This window comes from Francisella sp. SYW-2 (assembly GCF_008711475.1).
Lineage (GTDB): Bacteria > Pseudomonadota > Gammaproteobacteria > Francisellales > Francisellaceae > Francisella > Francisella salimarina.
The window spans coordinates 35,353-52,975 of record NZ_VXKO01000002.1 but is presented as its reverse complement, the minus strand read 5'-3'; the positions used below and the strand labels follow the sequence as shown (position 1 = coordinate 52,975).

Sequence of the window (17,623 nt, the reverse complement as noted above, 5' to 3'; positions counted from 1 at the left end):
TAAAACTATTACTGTTTTAAATCTTTCAAAGATCTAAAACCTCCCAGTACTATCATAACTACAGAATAAGCAATTACACCACTAGACACTATTAGAGCTATACTTTTGAGTCTATCAAACATTGATAAAGTAATCCAATAACTATCACTTAGATTAAATGATTTTAATACTAAAACCATACATATACTAGCAATTGTTATCCTAAAAATTGTCATCAAATCTAAATAACTGTCAACAAATAATCTAATATTAAAATCACAAAGTACCCACATCTGAATAACCAAATTGATTAATGCAACAGAGGAACTTACCAACGCTAAATACAAAAATGCATGATCATCTTTTGCAAACAAATTCACAACTAGCATATCAGCAACTATAGTAATTATTAGACATATTAAACTAATATAAAAAACTATTGAGGTTTTATTCTGTATGTAAAGTGCTGAAACAACTACTCTGACGATTACAAAACAAAACAATGATACTAAATAACCAAGCAAAGCCAGATAAGTAAAATCGATATCCTGCAAATTAAACTTACCATAGAAAAATAGTGAAATAACGATAGGCTTAGCCAATATAAATAGACCTATAACGGCAGGAACTGTTATTATTAAAGTAAACTTCATAATAAAGCTTAATGTCTGGAAAAATTTCTGCTGGTTTCTCTTATAGTTAATTAGGTACGGAATCATAACCGTTGCTATAGCTGTCCCAAAAACCCCATATAAGAATTGATTAACTCTATCTGCATAATATAGCCACGCCAAGCTTCCAGATAGCAAAAAAGATGCAAAAAATGTTTCTATCAATCCATTTATTTGTAATATTGCTGTTCCGAAAAATGCTGAAGGAAGTTTTTTTAAGAATGTTCTTGACCTGAGATCTTTAACCAAAAACACATCTTGATTAAGCTTAACCTTACCCATTAGTCTTTTAAGACTATACCCTCCAATGATAACTTGGATAATCCCTGCTAAGAGAACCGCATAAGCAACACTAAAGATAGGAATATTAAACATTGGTGAGATAATTATACCCACTATCATTAAAATATTTAGTACAATTGGTAGGATTGACGATATTAGATATTTACTATAACTATTTAAGATAGCCGATATCACTCCCATAATCCCATTGAACAACAAGTACGGGATCATGATCACAAACATGCTTTTGACTAAACTCAAAACACTTCTATCATCAACCAAGCCATATGCATATATTTCCACCCAAACATTACTAAAGACTATTGCTACAATAGTCAAAACCAATAACAATAAAGCTATGAAATAAAGTACAGTTATAATAAACTTTCTGTTTCTATCATTAGTACTACCATTTAAATATGGATTAATTATTTGTGTCAAAACACCAGATGACGTAACCTTGCGCATGAATTCAGGAAACCTAAAAGCTACCAAAAACGCTTGTAAAGCTGATCCACTACCAAAAAAACTAGCTAATAATAAGTCTCTAACAAAACCCAATAATTTCGATAAAAATAAGAATACGGATACAATTAAACTATTTGAGAAGAACTTTTTCATTTCCTCAAATCATAAACCTATTCATTAAGATTGACTTGATTCTACTTGTGTTTTTTCGCTAACTTGCTGCTGAACTTCAGAAGATTCCTGCTTTTGCTCTCCCTGTTTAGGTTGAACATTTGGATTCCAATATACTTCTAAACTCTCCTGCTCTTTAACGGCTAATTCTTTCTCTTCTGCTGTGAGCTTTATTTTAGCTAACTCCTGCTCAGCTTTCTTCAGCCCTCGCTTATCAGAAAGATCTGGCATACAGTAAGGATTAAACTGACGCCAGAAACCAAACAACGGATTATTATATAATTTGATAGCTTCTGACAAATAAGCATACTTAGCGACTTTATTATCAGTCAATTCTGCCATAATAACAAATGCTGGAGCATACGGTTGTATTATAGCTTCACGTGCGTACTTATATGCTCGTTGCTTATCATTTTTCGCGATAAGTGCTTGAGCCATTCCTGCATGCTTAAATGCATGCTTACCATGATTAATATTCTTATACTCTTTGTAGTATACTTCAGCCAATCCAGCTTCAATCTCAGCTGAATGGTCTAAATCATATGCTTTTTGGTACCATTTGATAGCATACTCAGGACTCTGAGGAAGTCCACCTGCTCCATTTAAATAAGCATCTGCAATAAAAGCTCTGCCCAGAGACATACAGTATGGATACTCTTGAATAAATTTTTGCTGATTATTAATTAAATAAGCTCCTCTAGCTTCTAAACTACCATTAGCTATAGCAAGTTTATACCACTTATAAGCCTTAGCAACATTCATACCAGGTACTTTATCATTTCTTACATATAAGTTACCTAACTGATTTTGTGCGATATCATAACCCAAATTCGCAGCCTTGGTTATATATTCAATTCCTTTAGGTTGATCAACCTCAACACCATCTGCTCCAAAGAAATACAACTCACCAATCAGATATACCAAATACGAATAAGTTCTAACACCCTCAGGATCAGTTGGAGTACCATTTTTCTCATAGAAATCAGCAGCCCAAAGAGCATAATCCAACGCATTTTTATCACTCATATCAAGTTGAACATTTGCTTCTGCCAAAAGCCCTGTAGCTCTAGCATCAGTTTTAAGATATGGCTTACATGATTCTAAGACTCTTTCATACTCTTGATCGACACCATCTTTATAACACTCTTTTAAAGTTGCGTATGATGAACCAAAGAACATAACTGATAAAAAGGTGATTATAAACCTAACTTTCATCCTTCTCTCCCACAGACAAATAATATAAATACAAAATATTTTTAACAGTATAATATACTTTCATACCATATTTATAGAGATTTTTAACAAAAATCTATTTGCCTACCATTAGGTAAATATTTTATATATATATCAATACTATTTTTTGGCAAGAATCCTTTACCTTTTTCTGGCCACTCAACAAAACAGATTGAATCATTATTAAAATAGTCTCTAACACCTATCCATTCAAGCTCTTCGGGGTCTGCTAATCTATACAAATCAAAATGATAAATATTAAAATTATCAAACTCATAACTCTCAACCAACGTATAAGTTGGACTTTTAACATTACCTTTATAGTCCAAAGACTTAAGCACTCCTTTTACAAAAGTAGTTTTGCCAGCACCCAAGTCCCCATGTAAATATATAATCTGACCTGCTTGAAGTTTTTTAGCATACTCTTGAGCAAACTCAAACATCTGCTTTTCACTTTTCACTATTATGCTTTTCATACTGCTTTATAAACTCTCCAGCTAATACAAATGATCCAAAAACAACTGTTACCGTATCTTTTTTTGACAAATATATACTACCTAGGTCTGTGTTAAAATCAACTCGCACAATTTTTTGTGATTCAAACTCTTGCTTTATTTTGTCTAAATCAGCCGCTCGACCATCTAAATATTTAAGATCCACAATATCCCATTTATGTATACGGTCTCTTGCTATATTTAATATCTCATGCAGATCCTTACTTGCTAAAATCCCAAATACCGCCTCATACCTGACATTATTATTGCCAAATTTTGCATCTAAAAGCTCAAATAGGTGCCTCACAGAAGCTGGATTATGTGCAACATCAACAACAACATAACTATTATTGAAACTATTATTTTTTAATATTGAAAATCTTGCTTTAGCTCTTATCTCTTCTAAATTTGGAATATAAGATATCAACAACTTATTAAAAAGATAATTAGCTATACTTACGGCAATATTATAACTATGTATAAAGCACTCGCTAGAACTATACTCATGATTTTCTTCATAAATTATTGCACCACAAGCTTCTGCATATTTATAAACACTATCAGGCATTTTTGTTCCTAAGAACAAAGGTACTCCTGCCCTAGCTATACCAGCCTTTTCATGTCCAATTTCATCTAACGTATCACCAAGAACTTCACAGTGATCAAAATCAATATTAGTAATAGCTGTAATGTCAGCATCTATTATATTTGCTGCATCTAAACGACCGCCTATACCGACTTCTAAAATCAGATAATCAATAGTAACCTTCTGAGAATACATACAAGCACACAAAAAAGCTATTTGATAATAAGATAGTCGATATTCAGGAGTTATCTCATCTAATCTTTCTAATAGTTCTAATAAAACATTATCTGGAATCGATTGCTTATTCAAAGATATTCTTTCATTAAATTTAAAGACATGCGGAGATGTATGACTTAACACCTGCTTGTTATTCGACACCAATAGCTCTTCTAACATAGCTACTGTAGTACCTTTACCATTTGTCCCCGCAATTGTTATTACTTTAAACTTTTTGGTAAAGTTAAATCTATCAAGAATAAGTAACAGATCTAAAAGATCACAGTTACGAGCATCTGGCTTAGCCATTATTTTAGCTATTTTGACTTCAATGCTCATTTTTAATTTAGGACTATACTTGCTGTTCAGATTTATATTCTAGAGATTGAGAATGATTAATTTTAGTCAAATTAGGCATAAGCTTATCTATTAACTTTGCAACTTCTTCTCTTAAGTTTCTACGATCAACGATCATATCTACCATGCCTTTCTCCACCAAAAACTCACTTCTTTGGAATCCTTCAGGTAATTTTTCTCTTACTGTCTGTTCAATCACTCTAGGTCCAGCAAAACCTATCAGAGCTTTTGGTTCAGCAAGATGTACATCACCAAGCATAGCTAAAGACGCAGATACACCACCTGTAGTAGGATCTGTCAATACAACTAAATACGGTAGCTTAGCTTCTGCCAATTTTTGTAAAGCAGCACTTGTCTTTGCCATCTGCATTAATGAAAATAGAGACTCTTGCATTCTAGCTCCGCCACTTGCTGTAAAGCACACAAAAGGAACTTTTTTCTCGATAGCAAGCTTAACACCTCTAGTAAATTTTTCACCTACAACAGAACCCATAGAACCACCCAAGAACATAAAGTTAAATGCTGCAGCAACTACTGGGAATCCTTTTACAGTTCCTTCCATCACTACCAATGCATCTTGTTCTTCAGTTTTTTTCTGTGCTTGAGAAAGTCTATCTTTATAAGACTTAGTATCTTTGAACTTAAGCATATCCACAGGAGATATATTAGCAAAATGCTCTTTTGTACTCTCTCTATCGAAGAATAAGTTTAGTCTGTGTCTAGCAGATATTCTGTAATGATAATTACAGTTTGGACACACTGACTTATTATTGTGTAACTCTTCAGAGTACAACGTTACTCCACAGCTTGGACACTGACTCCAAACTCCTGTAGGCATATCTTTTTTCTGCGCTTCTAAACCAAGACTTCTACCAATTACTCTAGTTAACCAACTCATTATCAATCTCCTCCTAGGTATTATTCGATATAGACCGGCTTAGCCAACAATCTCTATATCACTAAAGAAATACTTAATTTCTTGTGCTGCTGTTTCTGGAGCATCTGAACCGTGCACAGCATTAGCATCAATGCTATCAGCAAAATCAGCTCTAATTGTTCCAGCTTCTGCTTCTTTAGGGTTTGTAGCACCCATCAACTCACGATTCTTAGTTATCGCATTTTCACCTTCTAATACCTGTATCATCACAGGACCTGAAATCATAAACTCCACAAGAGCGCTAAAAAACGGTCTGTCTTTATGCACTGCATAGAAGCCTTCGGCCTCTGTTTTTGACAAATGTTTCATTTTAGCTGCAACAACTTTCAAACCAGACTTCTCAAAACGTCTGTAAATTTCTCCGATTATATTCTTTTCTACAGCATCAGGTTTAATAATAGATAAAGTTCTTTGATTACTCATTTAATTAATTCTCCAATTCTTAGTTAATTCAGATTATATCACTTTTATTGACAAAATTTCAAAACTAGGGATTATTTATTAGATTTTTCGATAGCTGCTTGAATGTATGATTCAAATAATTTATGCCCATATCTAGGAGTAGATGTAAATTCTGGATGAGCTTGGCAAGCTATAAACCATTTGTGTTCAGAAATTTCTATTAGCTCCATTAACTTATCATCTTCAGATCTTCCTGAGAAAATCAGACCCGCACTTTCTAAACGATCAACATAATTATTATTTACTTCATATCTATGACGGTGTCTTTCAATTACCTCATCTGCCTGATAAATTTCTCTAGCACGGGAACCTGCTTTTAACACACATTTATACCCACCTAGACGCATTGTACCACCTAGATCTGACTCATGAGTTCTTTGGTGTATAGTACCATCCTCTGCTTGCCACTCTGTTATTAAACCTATAACTGGATTAGAGGTTGATGGATCTAATTCACTTGAGTGTGCATCTTGTATACCCAATACATTTCTAGCATACTCCACAACTGCTAACTGCATCCCCAAACAAATACCCAAAAAAGGAATTTGATTTTCTCGAGCATACCTAATAGAGACTATTTTACCCTCAACACCTCTGCTACCGAAGCCACCAGGTACTAAAATAGCATCAGCATCGTTAAAGAATGACTCTACATTAGTATCATTAACCTCTTCAGAGTCAACAAATTTTATTTTCACTTTAACACCTCTTTTATAACCTGCATTATAAAGGGCTTCGTTAAGAGACTTATATGCTTCCGTAAGAGACACATACTTACCTACCATTGCGACAGTTACTTCACCTTTGACATTTCTAATGGTACTTACAACATTTTGCCACTCAGATAGATCTGCTTCTTTTGTGTTAAGGTTTAATAGTTCAACCAACTTAGCATCAAAACCTTGATGATTATATTTAAGTGGCACTTCATAAATAGTATCAACATCTTCAGCTGTGAATATACAATCTTGATCAACATTCGTGAAAAGAGCAATTTTACGCTTCTCACTTTCATCAAACTTTTTCTCACAGCGACAAACCAACATATCAGCCTGAATTCCAATTCCTCGTAACTCTTTAACTGAATGCTGCGTTGGCTTTGTCTTCAACTCTCCAGCTACTTTTATATATGGGAGCAGAGTCAGATGTACAAATAATGTCCTATTTCTACCAAGCTCAATTCTTAGCTGTCGTATTGCTTCTAAAAATGGCTGAGACTCTATATCACCTACAGTTCCACCAATTTCAACAATTGCCACATCGACATCCTCAGCAATCCCTTCAAATACTCGTCTTTTTATTTCATCTGTGATGTGAGGTATTACTTGTATAGTAGCACCGAGATAGTCGCCCTTACGCTCCCTTCTTAAAACACTTTGGTAAACCTTACCAGTTGTAAAGTTGCTTGCTTGAGTCATTTTATTACGAATAAAACGCTCATAGTGACCCAAGTCAAGATCAGTCTCTGCCCCATCTTCAGTTACAAAAACTTCACCATGCTGTAATGGGCTCATTGTCCCTGGATCAACATTTATATATGGGTCGAGCTTCATCATAGTTACATTTAAACCACGACTTTCTAAAAGAGTAGCTAAAGAAGCTGCCGTTACACCTTTACCCAACGACGATACAACGCCACCTGTTACAAAAATAATTTTAGTATTTGGATTCATTTGAACACATGAAAATATAAAAAATCATGGAACATAATAATAACATTTTTAAGGGCATGTTGCTATTTGAAAATATGACAATCTTCGTTAATTTTTGTATCCTTTTTTTATCAAATGCTGATAATCTAAATAAATACTCATAATAAAATTATTCCATAGATGAGAAGTCAAAAAAAAATACAAATGCCTGATACTTTAGTTATACTATTCTGTATCGCAATCCTCGTAGCTATCACAAGCTATTTCATACCAGTTGGTAAATTTGATGTAAAAAAAATCCAATACTCTTCAGATGGCCAAACATATTCTAGAAATGTATTAGTTGCTGATAGCTTTCAATATAAATTAGATTCTCAAGGCAATCCAGAAACATCTCCTGTCAAAGTTTTTGCAGCCGAAAATAATCAAAATCGAGGTTTTACTAATTTTATATATGATGGTATAACTTCAGGCTCAAAAGATGGTGGTGCTGTTGCAATTATAGCTTTCTTATTAATTATAGGAGGCTCTTTCGGAGTTCTTCTTAAAACAAAAGTTATTGACCAATCAATTCTTAGAGTAGTAAATAAATTCCAAAATAACAAAATCATCCTACTGCCTGTTTTATGTTTTATTTTTTCTTTAGGCGGCGCTGTATTTGGTATGGGAGAGGAAACGATTCCTTTTATAATGTTGCTTGTGCCAATTTTTGTACTTATTGGGTTTGACGCTCTGACTTGCACTGTGGTTATCTACTTAGCGACTCAAATAGGGTTTGCAACTTCTTGGATGAATCCTTTCTCAGTTAGTATTGCTCAAGGAATTGCAGAAATTCCAATATTATCAGGCAGCCTTTTTAGAATTATTATGTGGTTTGTATTTACTCTATCTATAAGTATTTTTGCAATCATCTATGCACTAAAAATACAAAAGAAACCTCAATCCTCACCTATGTATATTTATGATAATTTCTATAGAAACTCTGATGAACATAGCTTAGAACAAACACAAAAAATGTGTATTTATTCATGGTTAATACTCTTGAGTTTAATCGCTACGATAATATGGCTAGTGTATGGCGTAGTAGAACTAGGCTATTACATCCCCGAAATTGCGACACTTTTTACAATACTAGGACTATTAACTGGGCTGTTTGCTATAGTTGGTAAAGTAAATGGTATGAACTTAAGCATTGTTATTGATGCTTTCAAAAATGGTGCCAAAGATCTTTTACCTGTTTGTTTAATCATTGGTTTTGCTTATGGCCTGATATATCTTATGGGAGGCTCTAACCCCCAAGATTACACTATGCTAAACACCATATTACACTATGCTTCAGAAGCTATATCAGGTACCAATGAATATGTATCTGCTATAGGGATGTTTTTCTTCCAATCAATATTTAACTTCTTTGTTACATCTGGCTCAGGCCAAGCAGCTCTTACCATGCCAATTATGTCGCCATTAGCAGACCTAACGGGCCTAAGTAGGCAAATTGCTGTCTTAGCATTCCAACTTGGTGATGGCTGGACACATTGCTTAATGCCTACATCAGCTACACTTATGGCTGTACTTGGTGTTGCAAGAATACCTTATGGGTTATGGCTAAAATTCATCTTTAAATTCTATCTATATCTAATGACTTTAAGCTCTATTATGATAATTATAGCTGTGTACATAGGATATAAATAAAATCTCAACCATGTAAATATTTATTCACATTATACGCAATAAAATCCTTGATATCGAATATTAATTTGCTAATATGAATAAATATTCAAATAAACAACTGGTAGTACAAATGTCAATCTCATATCAAAAAGTCGCAAGTCATGAAGCAAAAAAAGGTGATTTCAAACGTTGTCTTCTACTATACTCAGGTGGGCTTGATACATCAGTTATGCTCAAGTGGATTCAAGAAGAATATGATGTTGAAGTTGTTGCTTTAACTATAGATATTGGTCAAGTTGCTGATAATCTAGAACAAATAAAACAAAAAGCTATCAGCTTAGGTGCTATAGATGCTGTGGTGTATGATGCCAAAAATCGTTTTGCAGATGAGGTTATAAGCAAAGCTATTAAAGCAAATGCTGATTATCAAGGTGGCTATGCTCTTTCAACTCCTCTTGGCAGAGTTATTATTTCAGAGATAGCTGTTGAAGTAGCTAAGAAATATGATTGTCAAGTTGTTGCTCATGGCTGTACAGGCAAAGGTAATGATCAAGTTCGTTTTGAAAGCTATCTAACAACATTAGATGAAAATATAAAAACAATTGCTCCTGTTAGAGAATGGGGAATGGGTAGAGAGCAAGAATTAGAATATGCTGAAAAACATGGTATTCCAGTTAAGCAACAAAAAGACAAGCCATACTCATATGATGAAAATATGTGGGGTAATACCGCAGAAGGTGGCGAAATAGAACATTCAAATTTAATTGCTCCTAAAGAGGCAATTTTACAATGGTGTAAGACTCCAGAAAATGCCCTTGATAAACCACAAAATATTACCCTAGAGTTTGTCGAAGGTATACCAACCAAGCTAGATGGAAAAGCTATGCCTTTATCAGAGCTAATAATGCAATCTAATAAAATAGGTGGCGAACATGGTGTTGGGGTATTTAACCTTATTGAAGATAGATTGATTGGTCTAAAAGTTAGAGGTATTTATGAAAACCCAGGTGCTAGCATTATAATAGCTGCTCACAAAAAGCTTGAGCAACTTGTTTCTACCCGTCAGGAAAATGAGCTAAAAACATTTATGGACAACAAATGGGCTTACCTTGCTTATGCTGCTGAATGGTATAACCCTGTTATGAATAATATTCTTGCATTTATCGAAGAGCAAAATAAAAAAGTAACAGGAAAAGTGACTGTATCTTTATATAAAGGTAATATAGAAGTAGTAGCAGTCGAATCACCATTTTCTATGCTAAAACCTGAGTTAGCAACTTTTGAAGCTGGTGGCGATTTATTTAATCATAATGCTTCTGCTGGATTTATAGAACTTCATAATTTAGCTCAACGTACAGCATATTCAATAATGAAAAATAAGAAGTAATATTATGAGCAAAAAACTTTGGCAAACAGAAACAGATAAGCTCTTACCTATAGTTGAAAAATATACTGTAGGTCAGGACCATATACTTGATCAGAAACTATTAAAATACGATCTACAAGCTAGTTTAGCTCATGCAAAAATGCTTTATAAGATGAAAATCATTACTAAAGATGAACTTAATCTTCTCAAAAAAGGATTACAAGAAATACAAGAGCTCCTATCTAACAATGAATTTAGAATAACTCAAGATCAAGAAGATGGTCATACTGCAATTGAACAGTATTTATGTATGCATTATGGTGAAGTTGGCAAAAAGATACACACAGGTAGAAGTAGAAATGATCAGTCATTAGTGATGCTACGTCTTTTCATGATAGATAAGATTCAATTCTTAGAAAAAACTATTCAAGAGAATATCTACACTCTTCGCTCTAAAGCTAGTAAATTCAAAAACATACCCATGCCTGGCTATACGCACATGCAAAAAGCAATGCCAACTACGGTTGCAACTTGGTTGGGTTCTTTTGCTGATGCACTAGCAGACACTCTGTTATTAATATCAGCTACTAGCAAAGTTATTAACCAAAACCCCCTAGGATCTGCATCAGGATTTGGTATCAGCAACTTCAAACATGATAAAGAATATACTACCGAACTACTTGGCTTTAATAGAACACAAGACAACCCTATTTATTGTGCATTCTCTAGAGGATATTTTGAAAAACTGATGCTACAAACATTCTCAAACCCTATAAGCATCTACTCAAGATTTGCTAATGATATGATGTTATTTACAATGGCAGAATTTGATTACTTTAGTCTAAGCAACTCATATACGACAGGGTCATCAATTATGCCTCAAAAACGTAATTATGATTTATTTGAAATTATGAGAGGCAATGCAAAACTGTATCAAGGTTACCTCCAACAAATCACTTCTATAATTGATAGTGTCCCTAGTGGTTATAATCGTGACTACCAACTAACAAAACTACCATTCTTTGAAGCTATAACTCTAATCGAAGATACCGCTTTATTATTTAACTCAACAATCAAGGATTTGAATGTTCATATAGATAAACTAGAGCAAGCAATGACCCCTGACTTGTATGCTACCGAAGAAGTATATAAATTAGTAGAACAAGGTCTGTCTTTCCGTGATGCTTATGTAGCTATCAAACTTAAACTAAATAAATAATTCTAGTATTTTTGCAAAAAATAGATATATTCTTCTGAAAAGCTTATAATTTCGATATCTCAATATCGTTAAAATAACGAAAGCTGAAGTTAGTTTATTTAAGGAAAATTTATGGATAAATCTGATATTTATAACGATCTAAGACAGCTCATTCTTAGCAAAGAATTTTCTTCTCAGAACGATATCTGTGATACTTTGGAGCGCCTAGGCTATAGTGCCAGTCAATCAAAAGTTAATAGAATGCTCAAAAAAATCGGTGCCGTTAAAGTCAAAAATGAAAAAAGTACTCTAGTATATAAAATACCTAATGAGCCAGCTCCTCCAATAATGACTGATAATATTTCATCTTTAGTTATCAAGATTGATGCAAATGAAGCTATTGTTATAATCGATACTGCACCAGGTGCTGCACAATTAGTAGCAAGAACTTTAGACTATAATAAAAATAGCTTTGAAATAATTGGTATAGTAGCCGGTGATGACACAATTTTTGTTGCTCCATCATCAATCAAAAATATTAAAAAATTAAAAACGAACATAGAAAACTTTTTATTTTCAAAGATTTAGATTTTTTATTATACTCACAGCTTCAGTAAGATTTTCTCTATCTATAGTTAGTGGTGGCAATAAACGAATAGTATTATTTCTAGTTTTTACAGCAAGTATGCCTAGATTTAAAAGCTCTTGATAAAAACTCTCAAAATATTGCGGATATATTTGCAAAGCAATAAATAAACCTTTTGCTCTTATTTCTTGGATATATTTAGAATTTATTTTTTTTAACTGATCTACAAATAAGCTTCCTAAAGCTTCTGCTCTCTCAGCTAAAGATTCTTCATCCAAAATACTAAGAGCCTTATACGCTATAGCAGAAGCCAATGGATTTCCTCCAAAAGTACTACCATGATCACCAGGGTGTAACACTTCCATAAGATCTTCTTTGCCTAGAAACAGTGAAATAGGTAATACTCCTCCTCCCAAAGATTTCCCCAATGTCATCCCATCAGGATCTAAACCATAATGCTCTTTAGCAAAATTTTTGCCAGTACGTCCCATACCTGTTTGTATCTCATCTAGAATAAACAACACATTATTCTTTTTGCAAATTTCTTGGCACTTATACAAATACTCCTCATCTGGAATAATCACTCCACCCTCACCTTGGATAGGCTCAATAATTATTGCTGCTGTATTTTTTGTAATAGCTTTTTCAAGAGCATCTAAATCATTATAAGGTATTGAGATAAACCCTTGAGGCATAGGACCAAACTTATCTTTATACGCATGATTCGATGATGTACCTATTGCCGTTATTGTTCTACCATGAAAGCTATTATCAAAAGTTATTATCTCTACCAAACCATCTGGAATCTGCTTTTTTACATATCCCCACTTTCTAGCTACTTTTATTGCAGTCTCTATAGCTTCAGCACCACTATTCATAACTATAGCCTTATCCATACTTGTTAGCTCACAAGCTTTCTTTAATAAATTTGCCAAAGGCTCATTGTGAAAAAGTCTTGGCACAACTGAAATTTTATTCACTTGCTCAAACAGAGCTGACAAAATTTTAGGGTTATTATGTCCAAAATTCACAGATGAAATACCTGTTGCCATATCGATATATTTTTTACCCAAACCATCATATACGTAAGCATTTTCCCCTTTGACTATATTTATAGGCATGGCTGCTACTATATTTGCACCATACTGCTTTGTAATATCAACAACTGTTTCCATAACTTTCTCCCTCACAACAAATGAATAAATAAACACAAATCAATCCTTATTGTAAATTTTTATTCTTTTTTGGTAAATAATTATTCACAGCAAGTTTTTAAAATGTTACAGTGTTCATCAAGTATTATGAGTTGTGAGCAAATAATGATTTCAAAAATATGCATAGCTGGAATAAATGGTTACACAGGCCAGCTTCTTAAAGAATTAATAAGTAAACACCCCCATTTTAAATTAGTTGGGAGCTTAGGAATATCTAAGCAAGAAAATAAAGAATACACATATTCTTTGGATGAATTAAGTGCTGAAAACTTCGACGTGGATTTTTTATTATTAGCTACACCAGCAGAGATTTCTATAGAGATACTACAGAAACTCTATGAGAAGAATATAAAAATAAAGGTCTTAGACTTAAGTGGCGCTTTTAGACTAGATAAAGATTTATTAGCATCTTGGTATGGATTATCTCACTCTATTGAAGGCATAGAACAAGGTGCCAAATATGGACTTTCTCCATATGTTAAATTTACTCAGCAAGATACTATAATAGCGAACCCTGGATGCTATGCGACATGTGCATTATTATCACTACTCCCTCTACTAAAGCATAATCTAATAAAACCCAACAATATAATTATAGATGCCAAATCAGGAGTCTCTGGAGCAGGAAAAAAACCAAGACAAGATTTAATGTTCTCAGAGATGCTTAACAACTTTTTTCCATATAAGATTGGTAAACATCAACATATTCCTGAGATTCTAAAAGCTTTAGCAGAGTTTGATATTAAAGAAGATGAGCTTTATTTCAACACAAGTATGTTACCGATTCATTCTGGCATTGCGATGACAGTTTATGCTGATTTAAATTCAGAAACTACAACTTCAGAAGAGAATATTAGTGATTTAGTTAGCGATGCTTATAACAACGAATATGCTGAGTACCCTTTATTTAAATTCATTGATATTGCAGCAACAACGAATTCAGAAATATCGTCATTTTTATCAATTAAAAGCATCGTTGGCACACCCAACACTCATTTAGGATTTTCGATTAAAAATAATAAAATCATAATTTTTTCTTTTATCGATAACTTACTAAAAGGCGCTGTTACTCAAGCAATTGAGAACTTAAACAATTATTACGGGCTTCCTATAACCACAGGATTATAAAAAAGGAGATAGACATGGAGAGCTTATTTAGAACAAAATTACCAAAAGGATTTTTAGCAGGTGGTGTAAACTGCGGGGTTAGGCTCTATCGTCCAGATCTAGGAGTTATAATTTCAGAAGAAAACTGTAAAGCTGTAGGAGTCTTCACAAAAAACAAATGTAAAGCTGCACCAATTAAATATTGCATGAATTTGTTACCTGCAGATAATATCAAAGCGATCATTACAAATAGTGGTCAAGCTAATGCTGCTACAGGAGAAATAGGCGATAAACATAATCAACAGGTAGTTGATAGTTTAGCGACAGAACTAAACTGTTCATCTGAGCAAGTCTTGATTGCCTCCACTGGTGTTATTGGTCAGCAAATATCTATTGATAAAATAACATCTGCTATACCAAAACTAATAAACAGCGTATCGAATATTGCCGATAAATTTGCGATCTCAATACTAACGACAGACCTACTACCCAAATCAGTTTACAAAAAAATACAGCTATCCACAGGGGAAATCACTATTACTGGAATTTGCAAAGGCTCTGGAATGATAAACCCAAATATGGCAACAATGCTTGGATATTTTCTAACAGATGCTGATATAGATATTCAGCTAGCTCAAGCAATACTTAGAGAATCAAGTGACAACAGTTTCAATATGATCTCAGTAGATGGTGATATGTCTACTAATGATTGTGTATTTATGTTGGCAAATGGCGCAAGTGGTATTGAGGTTTCATCTAATGAAGATATAAATATATTTAAAGAAGCATTACATGAAATAGCTGTGATTTTAGCTAAAAGCATTGCACGCGATGGCGAAGGAGCAACCAAGCTTATCGAGGCAAAAGTTACAGGTCTAAACGATGAAACACTTTCCAAAGAGTTAGCAAAGAAAATAATCTCTAGCTCTTTAGTCAAAACAGCCATATATGGCGAATCTCCAAATTGGGGAAGAGTTTTAGCAAAAATTGGCGAAGTTGATATAGATGAGCAGACTCTAGAAAGTTGCCAAATATTTATGCAAGGACAAAAGATCTTCACTAATGGTTTACCTGTTTTAGATGATTTAACAAATCTTAAAAATGCCATGAAAGAAGATACTGTAACTATTGATGTTACATTTTCTCAAGGAAACCAACAAGCAATAGCATGGGGCTGTGACCTAACTCAGCAATATGTAAATATAAATGCGGATTATTTATCATGAAAGAATTAGCAAATAAAAGAATCTTAATAAAACTAGGTGGCTCAGTACTTGAAGATGAAAAAGTGATGAAAAACCTATGTATTGATATAAAAAACCTAAAAGAAGCTGGGGCAGAAATAATCATTGTCCACGGTGGTGGTAAATTTATAACCAAGTGTCTAGAAAAGCACGATGTTCAAACAAAATTTCTAGATGGTTTAAGAGTTACTCCAAAAGAACATATGGAGATAATTCAAATGGCTCTATACAGAGTTAACAAAAAGCTCTCGCAAATGTTTAGTAGTATCAATTTAGATGGTATTAGCATATCTGGTGAGGATAGTAACTTAATTACTTGTAGCCTAATCGATAAAGATAAATATGGTTATGTTGGTTTAGTCAAAGATGTTGATCCTACAGTTATTCTAAAATCTCTACCTCAAGGGCTAATACCTATAGTTGCAACGATTTGTCTTACTGATAAATTTGAGTCAGTAAATGTCAATGCAGATAATGTTGCATCAGAGCTAGCTATTATTTGTGATGTCGATGAGCTTATCTATATTACTGATCAAAATGGTGTACTTGATAATAATGGTAATTTAATCAAAAGCCTTTCAGTGAAAGATATTTCAAAACTTATTGAAAATAAAACAGCTGTTGGTGGAATGAGTATCAAGCTTGACTCAATAAAAAACTTTTTAAATTGCTCAAAAAAAACCATTAGCATACTAAATGGTAATCAAGAAAAAATTTTAACAAAAAAAATATTATTTAATGCAGAAGAGCTAGGAACAACTTGTGTATTTGGAGGAGGAATATGAAAAACTTATCTTTTAATCATTTACTTTCTGGAGCAGAAATAACATCTAAGGATTTTGAAAATATAATGCAAATAGCCCAGGATATGAAAATTAATCCTCAAAAATATAACCATGCCTTAAAAGATAAGATTATTGCGCTGATTTTTGATAAACCATCTCTTAGAACTCGTTTTAGTTTTTCTGCTGCTATTATCGAAATGGGTGGTAATCTAATCGAGAGCGTCTCTGCCTCTAGAAAAAATGAACAACCCAAAGATTTTATTAGAGTGATACAAAACTATTGTTCTGCTGTTGTGATTAGAACTTTCGCAGATAGCGATGTTGAGGAAATGGTTTCTTACTCTAAAGTTCCAATTATAAATGCTTTGACAGATTTATATCATCCTTGTCAAACATTAGCAGACTTACTAACATTAAAAGAAGTTTTTGGTAGTTTAGACTCCCTAAAAATAGCTTATATAGGTGATTCTAACAATATCTTATACAGCTTGTTATTATTAGCTAATACTATCGGCTTAGAAATACACTACGCTTGTCCAGAAGGTCATAAACCAGATCAAAAGATTTTAGATCAACTTCAAGATCTAAGTATCGTTAAAGATTTTGATGATCCTAAAGAAGCTGTCAAAGGATGTGATGCTGTATATACTGATGTTTGGTGTAGCATGGGCTTTGAACCTACTGAAGATGATGCTTTCGCAGGATTCCAGGTAAATAAAGAACTAATGTCATACGCAAATGATAATGCTATCTTTATGCACTGTATGCCTATGGAAAGAGGCAAAGAAGTTAGCGAAGATCTCCCGGATGACAAATGTTCGGTTATTTTCCAACAGAGTTTAAATAGAAAATTTGTGCAAAAAGCTCTTTTATATATTTTGATGGGAGATTTAAAAACAAATTAAAAAATATATTTCTAGATAAGATGATTAAGAAAAAAGAAT

16 protein-coding genes are annotated in these 17,623 nt (G+C 33.3%); 8 read left to right on the top strand and 8 right to left on the bottom strand.

From position 1 onward, the window contains the following. Window positions 1-8: 8 nt before the first annotated feature. The 7 genes from murJ to F3D57_RS01275 form a co-directional block, all read right to left on the bottom strand. Window positions 9-1,553: a murein biosynthesis integral membrane protein MurJ gene (gene murJ / locus F3D57_RS01305; protein WP_150464917.1), complete on the bottom strand. Its 1,545-nt coding sequence runs from the start codon at window positions 1,551-1,553 to the stop codon at window positions 9-11. 24 nt (window positions 1,554-1,577) lie between these two features. Beyond that, on the bottom strand, window positions 1,578-2,786 hold the full coding sequence (locus tag F3D57_RS01300) for a tetratricopeptide repeat protein (protein WP_150464916.1): 1,209 nt from the start codon (window positions 2,784-2,786) through the stop codon (window positions 1,578-1,580). 83 nt (window positions 2,787-2,869) lie between these two features. Then, window positions 2,870-3,280: a tRNA (adenosine(37)-N6)-threonylcarbamoyltransferase complex ATPase subunit type 1 TsaE gene (tsaE, locus tag F3D57_RS01295; protein ID WP_150464915.1), complete on the bottom strand. Its 411-nt coding sequence runs from the start codon at window positions 3,278-3,280 to the stop codon at window positions 2,870-2,872. Beyond that, window positions 3,255-4,439 (bottom strand): bifunctional folylpolyglutamate synthase/dihydrofolate synthase, encoded by a 1,185-nt coding sequence (locus F3D57_RS01290; protein WP_150464914.1) that lies wholly within the window; start codon window positions 4,437-4,439, stop codon window positions 3,255-3,257. The genes tsaE and F3D57_RS01290 overlap by 26 nt, the downstream gene beginning before the upstream one ends. Window positions 4,440-4,452: 13 nt before the next feature. Continuing rightward, window positions 4,453-5,355 carry an acetyl-CoA carboxylase, carboxyltransferase subunit beta gene (accD, locus tag F3D57_RS01285; RefSeq protein WP_146421746.1) on the bottom strand — a complete coding sequence of 301 codons (903 nt, stop codon included), beginning with the start codon at window positions 5,353-5,355 and terminating at the stop codon, window positions 4,453-4,455. Between the two features lie 39 nt (window positions 5,356-5,394). Then, on the bottom strand, window positions 5,395-5,817 hold the full coding sequence (gene ndk / locus F3D57_RS01280; protein WP_150464913.1) for a nucleoside-diphosphate kinase: 423 nt from the start codon (window positions 5,815-5,817) through the stop codon (window positions 5,395-5,397). Between the two features lie 71 nt (window positions 5,818-5,888). Beyond that, window positions 5,889-7,529, bottom strand: coding sequence for a CTP synthase (locus tag F3D57_RS01275; protein ID WP_150464912.1), 1,641 nt, complete (start codon window positions 7,527-7,529; stop codon window positions 5,889-5,891). A gap of 159 nt (window positions 7,530-7,688) precedes the next feature. Between F3D57_RS01275 and yfcC the strand changes: the two genes are divergently transcribed. From yfcC to F3D57_RS01255, 4 genes are all read left to right on the top strand, one after another. Further along, window positions 7,689-9,200 carry a putative basic amino acid antiporter YfcC gene (yfcC, locus tag F3D57_RS01270; protein ID WP_150464911.1) on the top strand — a complete coding sequence of 504 codons (1,512 nt, stop codon included), beginning with the start codon at window positions 7,689-7,691 and terminating at the stop codon, window positions 9,198-9,200. A gap of 109 nt (window positions 9,201-9,309) precedes the next feature. Beyond that, on the top strand, window positions 9,310-10,566 hold the full coding sequence (locus tag F3D57_RS01265; protein WP_150464910.1) for an argininosuccinate synthase: 1,257 nt from the start codon (window positions 9,310-9,312) through the stop codon (window positions 10,564-10,566). A gap of 4 nt (window positions 10,567-10,570) precedes the next feature. Next, window positions 10,571-11,764 carry an argininosuccinate lyase gene (gene argH, locus F3D57_RS01260; RefSeq protein WP_150464909.1) on the top strand — a complete coding sequence of 398 codons (1,194 nt, stop codon included), beginning with the start codon at window positions 10,571-10,573 and terminating at the stop codon, window positions 11,762-11,764. 111 nt (window positions 11,765-11,875) lie between these two features. Continuing rightward, on the top strand, window positions 11,876-12,331 hold the full coding sequence (locus F3D57_RS01255) for an arginine repressor ArgR (RefSeq protein WP_013922047.1): 456 nt from the start codon (window positions 11,876-11,878) through the stop codon (window positions 12,329-12,331). On the opposite strand, the gene rocD is transcribed toward F3D57_RS01255, so the two are convergent. After that, window positions 12,320-13,504 carry an ornithine--oxo-acid transaminase gene (gene rocD / locus F3D57_RS01250; protein ID WP_150464908.1) on the bottom strand — a complete coding sequence of 395 codons (1,185 nt, stop codon included), beginning with the start codon at window positions 13,502-13,504 and terminating at the stop codon, window positions 12,320-12,322. The genes F3D57_RS01255 and rocD overlap by 12 nt on opposite strands. Window positions 13,505-13,606: 102 nt before the next feature. On the opposite strand from rocD, the gene argC reads away from it, so the two are divergent. Genes argC through argF form a run of 4 tightly spaced genes read left to right on the top strand, consistent with a single transcriptional unit; the run spans window position 13,607 to window position 17,584 of the window. Continuing rightward, the gene (gene argC, locus F3D57_RS01245; protein ID WP_224728133.1) at window positions 13,607-14,671 is read left to right on the top strand and encodes an N-acetyl-gamma-glutamyl-phosphate reductase; all 1,065 of its coding nucleotides are present in this window, start codon (window positions 13,607-13,609) and stop codon (window positions 14,669-14,671) included. A gap of 14 nt (window positions 14,672-14,685) precedes the next feature. Further along, a complete protein-coding gene (gene argJ, locus F3D57_RS01240) occupies window positions 14,686-15,876 on the top strand; it encodes a bifunctional glutamate N-acetyltransferase/amino-acid acetyltransferase ArgJ (RefSeq protein WP_150464907.1) in 1,191 nt (396 codons plus the stop codon). Beyond that, window positions 15,873-16,679 (top strand): acetylglutamate kinase, encoded by an 807-nt coding sequence (argB, locus tag F3D57_RS01235; protein ID WP_150464906.1) that lies wholly within the window; start codon window positions 15,873-15,875, stop codon window positions 16,677-16,679. The genes argJ and argB overlap by 4 nt, the downstream gene beginning before the upstream one ends. Continuing rightward, window positions 16,676-17,584, top strand: coding sequence for an ornithine carbamoyltransferase (argF, locus tag F3D57_RS01230; RefSeq protein WP_150464905.1), 909 nt, complete (start codon window positions 16,676-16,678; stop codon window positions 17,582-17,584). Before argB ends, argF begins: the two co-directional genes overlap by 4 nt. The last annotated feature ends 39 nt before the right edge of the window (window positions 17,585-17,623 follow it).

Coding starts and splice junctions, on each gene's coding strand:
- murJ (WP_150464917.1), bottom strand. CDS start 1,553: ATGAAAAAGTTCTTCTCAAATAGTTTAATTGTATCCGTATTCTTATTT.
- F3D57_RS01300 (WP_150464916.1), bottom strand. CDS start 2,786: ATGAAAGTTAGGTTTATAATCACCTTTTTATCAGTTATGTTCTTTGGT.
- tsaE (WP_150464915.1), bottom strand. CDS start 3,280: ATGAAAAGCATAATAGTGAAAAGTGAAAAGCAGATGTTTGAGTTTGCT.
- F3D57_RS01290 (WP_150464914.1), bottom strand. CDS start 4,439: ATGAGCATTGAAGTCAAAATAGCTAAAATAATGGCTAAGCCAGATGCT.
- accD (WP_146421746.1), bottom strand. CDS start 5,355: ATGAGTTGGTTAACTAGAGTAATTGGTAGAAGTCTTGGTTTAGAAGCG.
- ndk (WP_150464913.1), bottom strand. CDS start 5,817: ATGAGTAATCAAAGAACTTTATCTATTATTAAACCTGATGCTGTAGAA.
- F3D57_RS01275 (WP_150464912.1), bottom strand. CDS start 7,529: ATGAATCCAAATACTAAAATTATTTTTGTAACAGGTGGCGTTGTATCG.
- yfcC (WP_150464911.1), top strand. CDS start 7,689: ATGAGAAGTCAAAAAAAAATACAAATGCCTGATACTTTAGTTATACTA.
- F3D57_RS01265 (WP_150464910.1), top strand. CDS start 9,310: ATGTCAATCTCATATCAAAAAGTCGCAAGTCATGAAGCAAAAAAAGGT.
- argH (WP_150464909.1), top strand. CDS start 10,571: ATGAGCAAAAAACTTTGGCAAACAGAAACAGATAAGCTCTTACCTATA.
- F3D57_RS01255 (WP_013922047.1), top strand. CDS start 11,876: ATGGATAAATCTGATATTTATAACGATCTAAGACAGCTCATTCTTAGC.
- rocD (WP_150464908.1), bottom strand. CDS start 13,504: ATGGAAACAGTTGTTGATATTACAAAGCAGTATGGTGCAAATATAGTA.
- argC (WP_224728133.1), top strand. CDS start 13,607: ATGTTACAGTGTTCATCAAGTATTATGAGTTGTGAGCAAATAATGATT.
- argJ (WP_150464907.1), top strand. CDS start 14,686: ATGGAGAGCTTATTTAGAACAAAATTACCAAAAGGATTTTTAGCAGGT.
- argB (WP_150464906.1), top strand. CDS start 15,873: ATGAAAGAATTAGCAAATAAAAGAATCTTAATAAAACTAGGTGGCTCA.
- argF (WP_150464905.1), top strand. CDS start 16,676: ATGAAAAACTTATCTTTTAATCATTTACTTTCTGGAGCAGAAATAACA.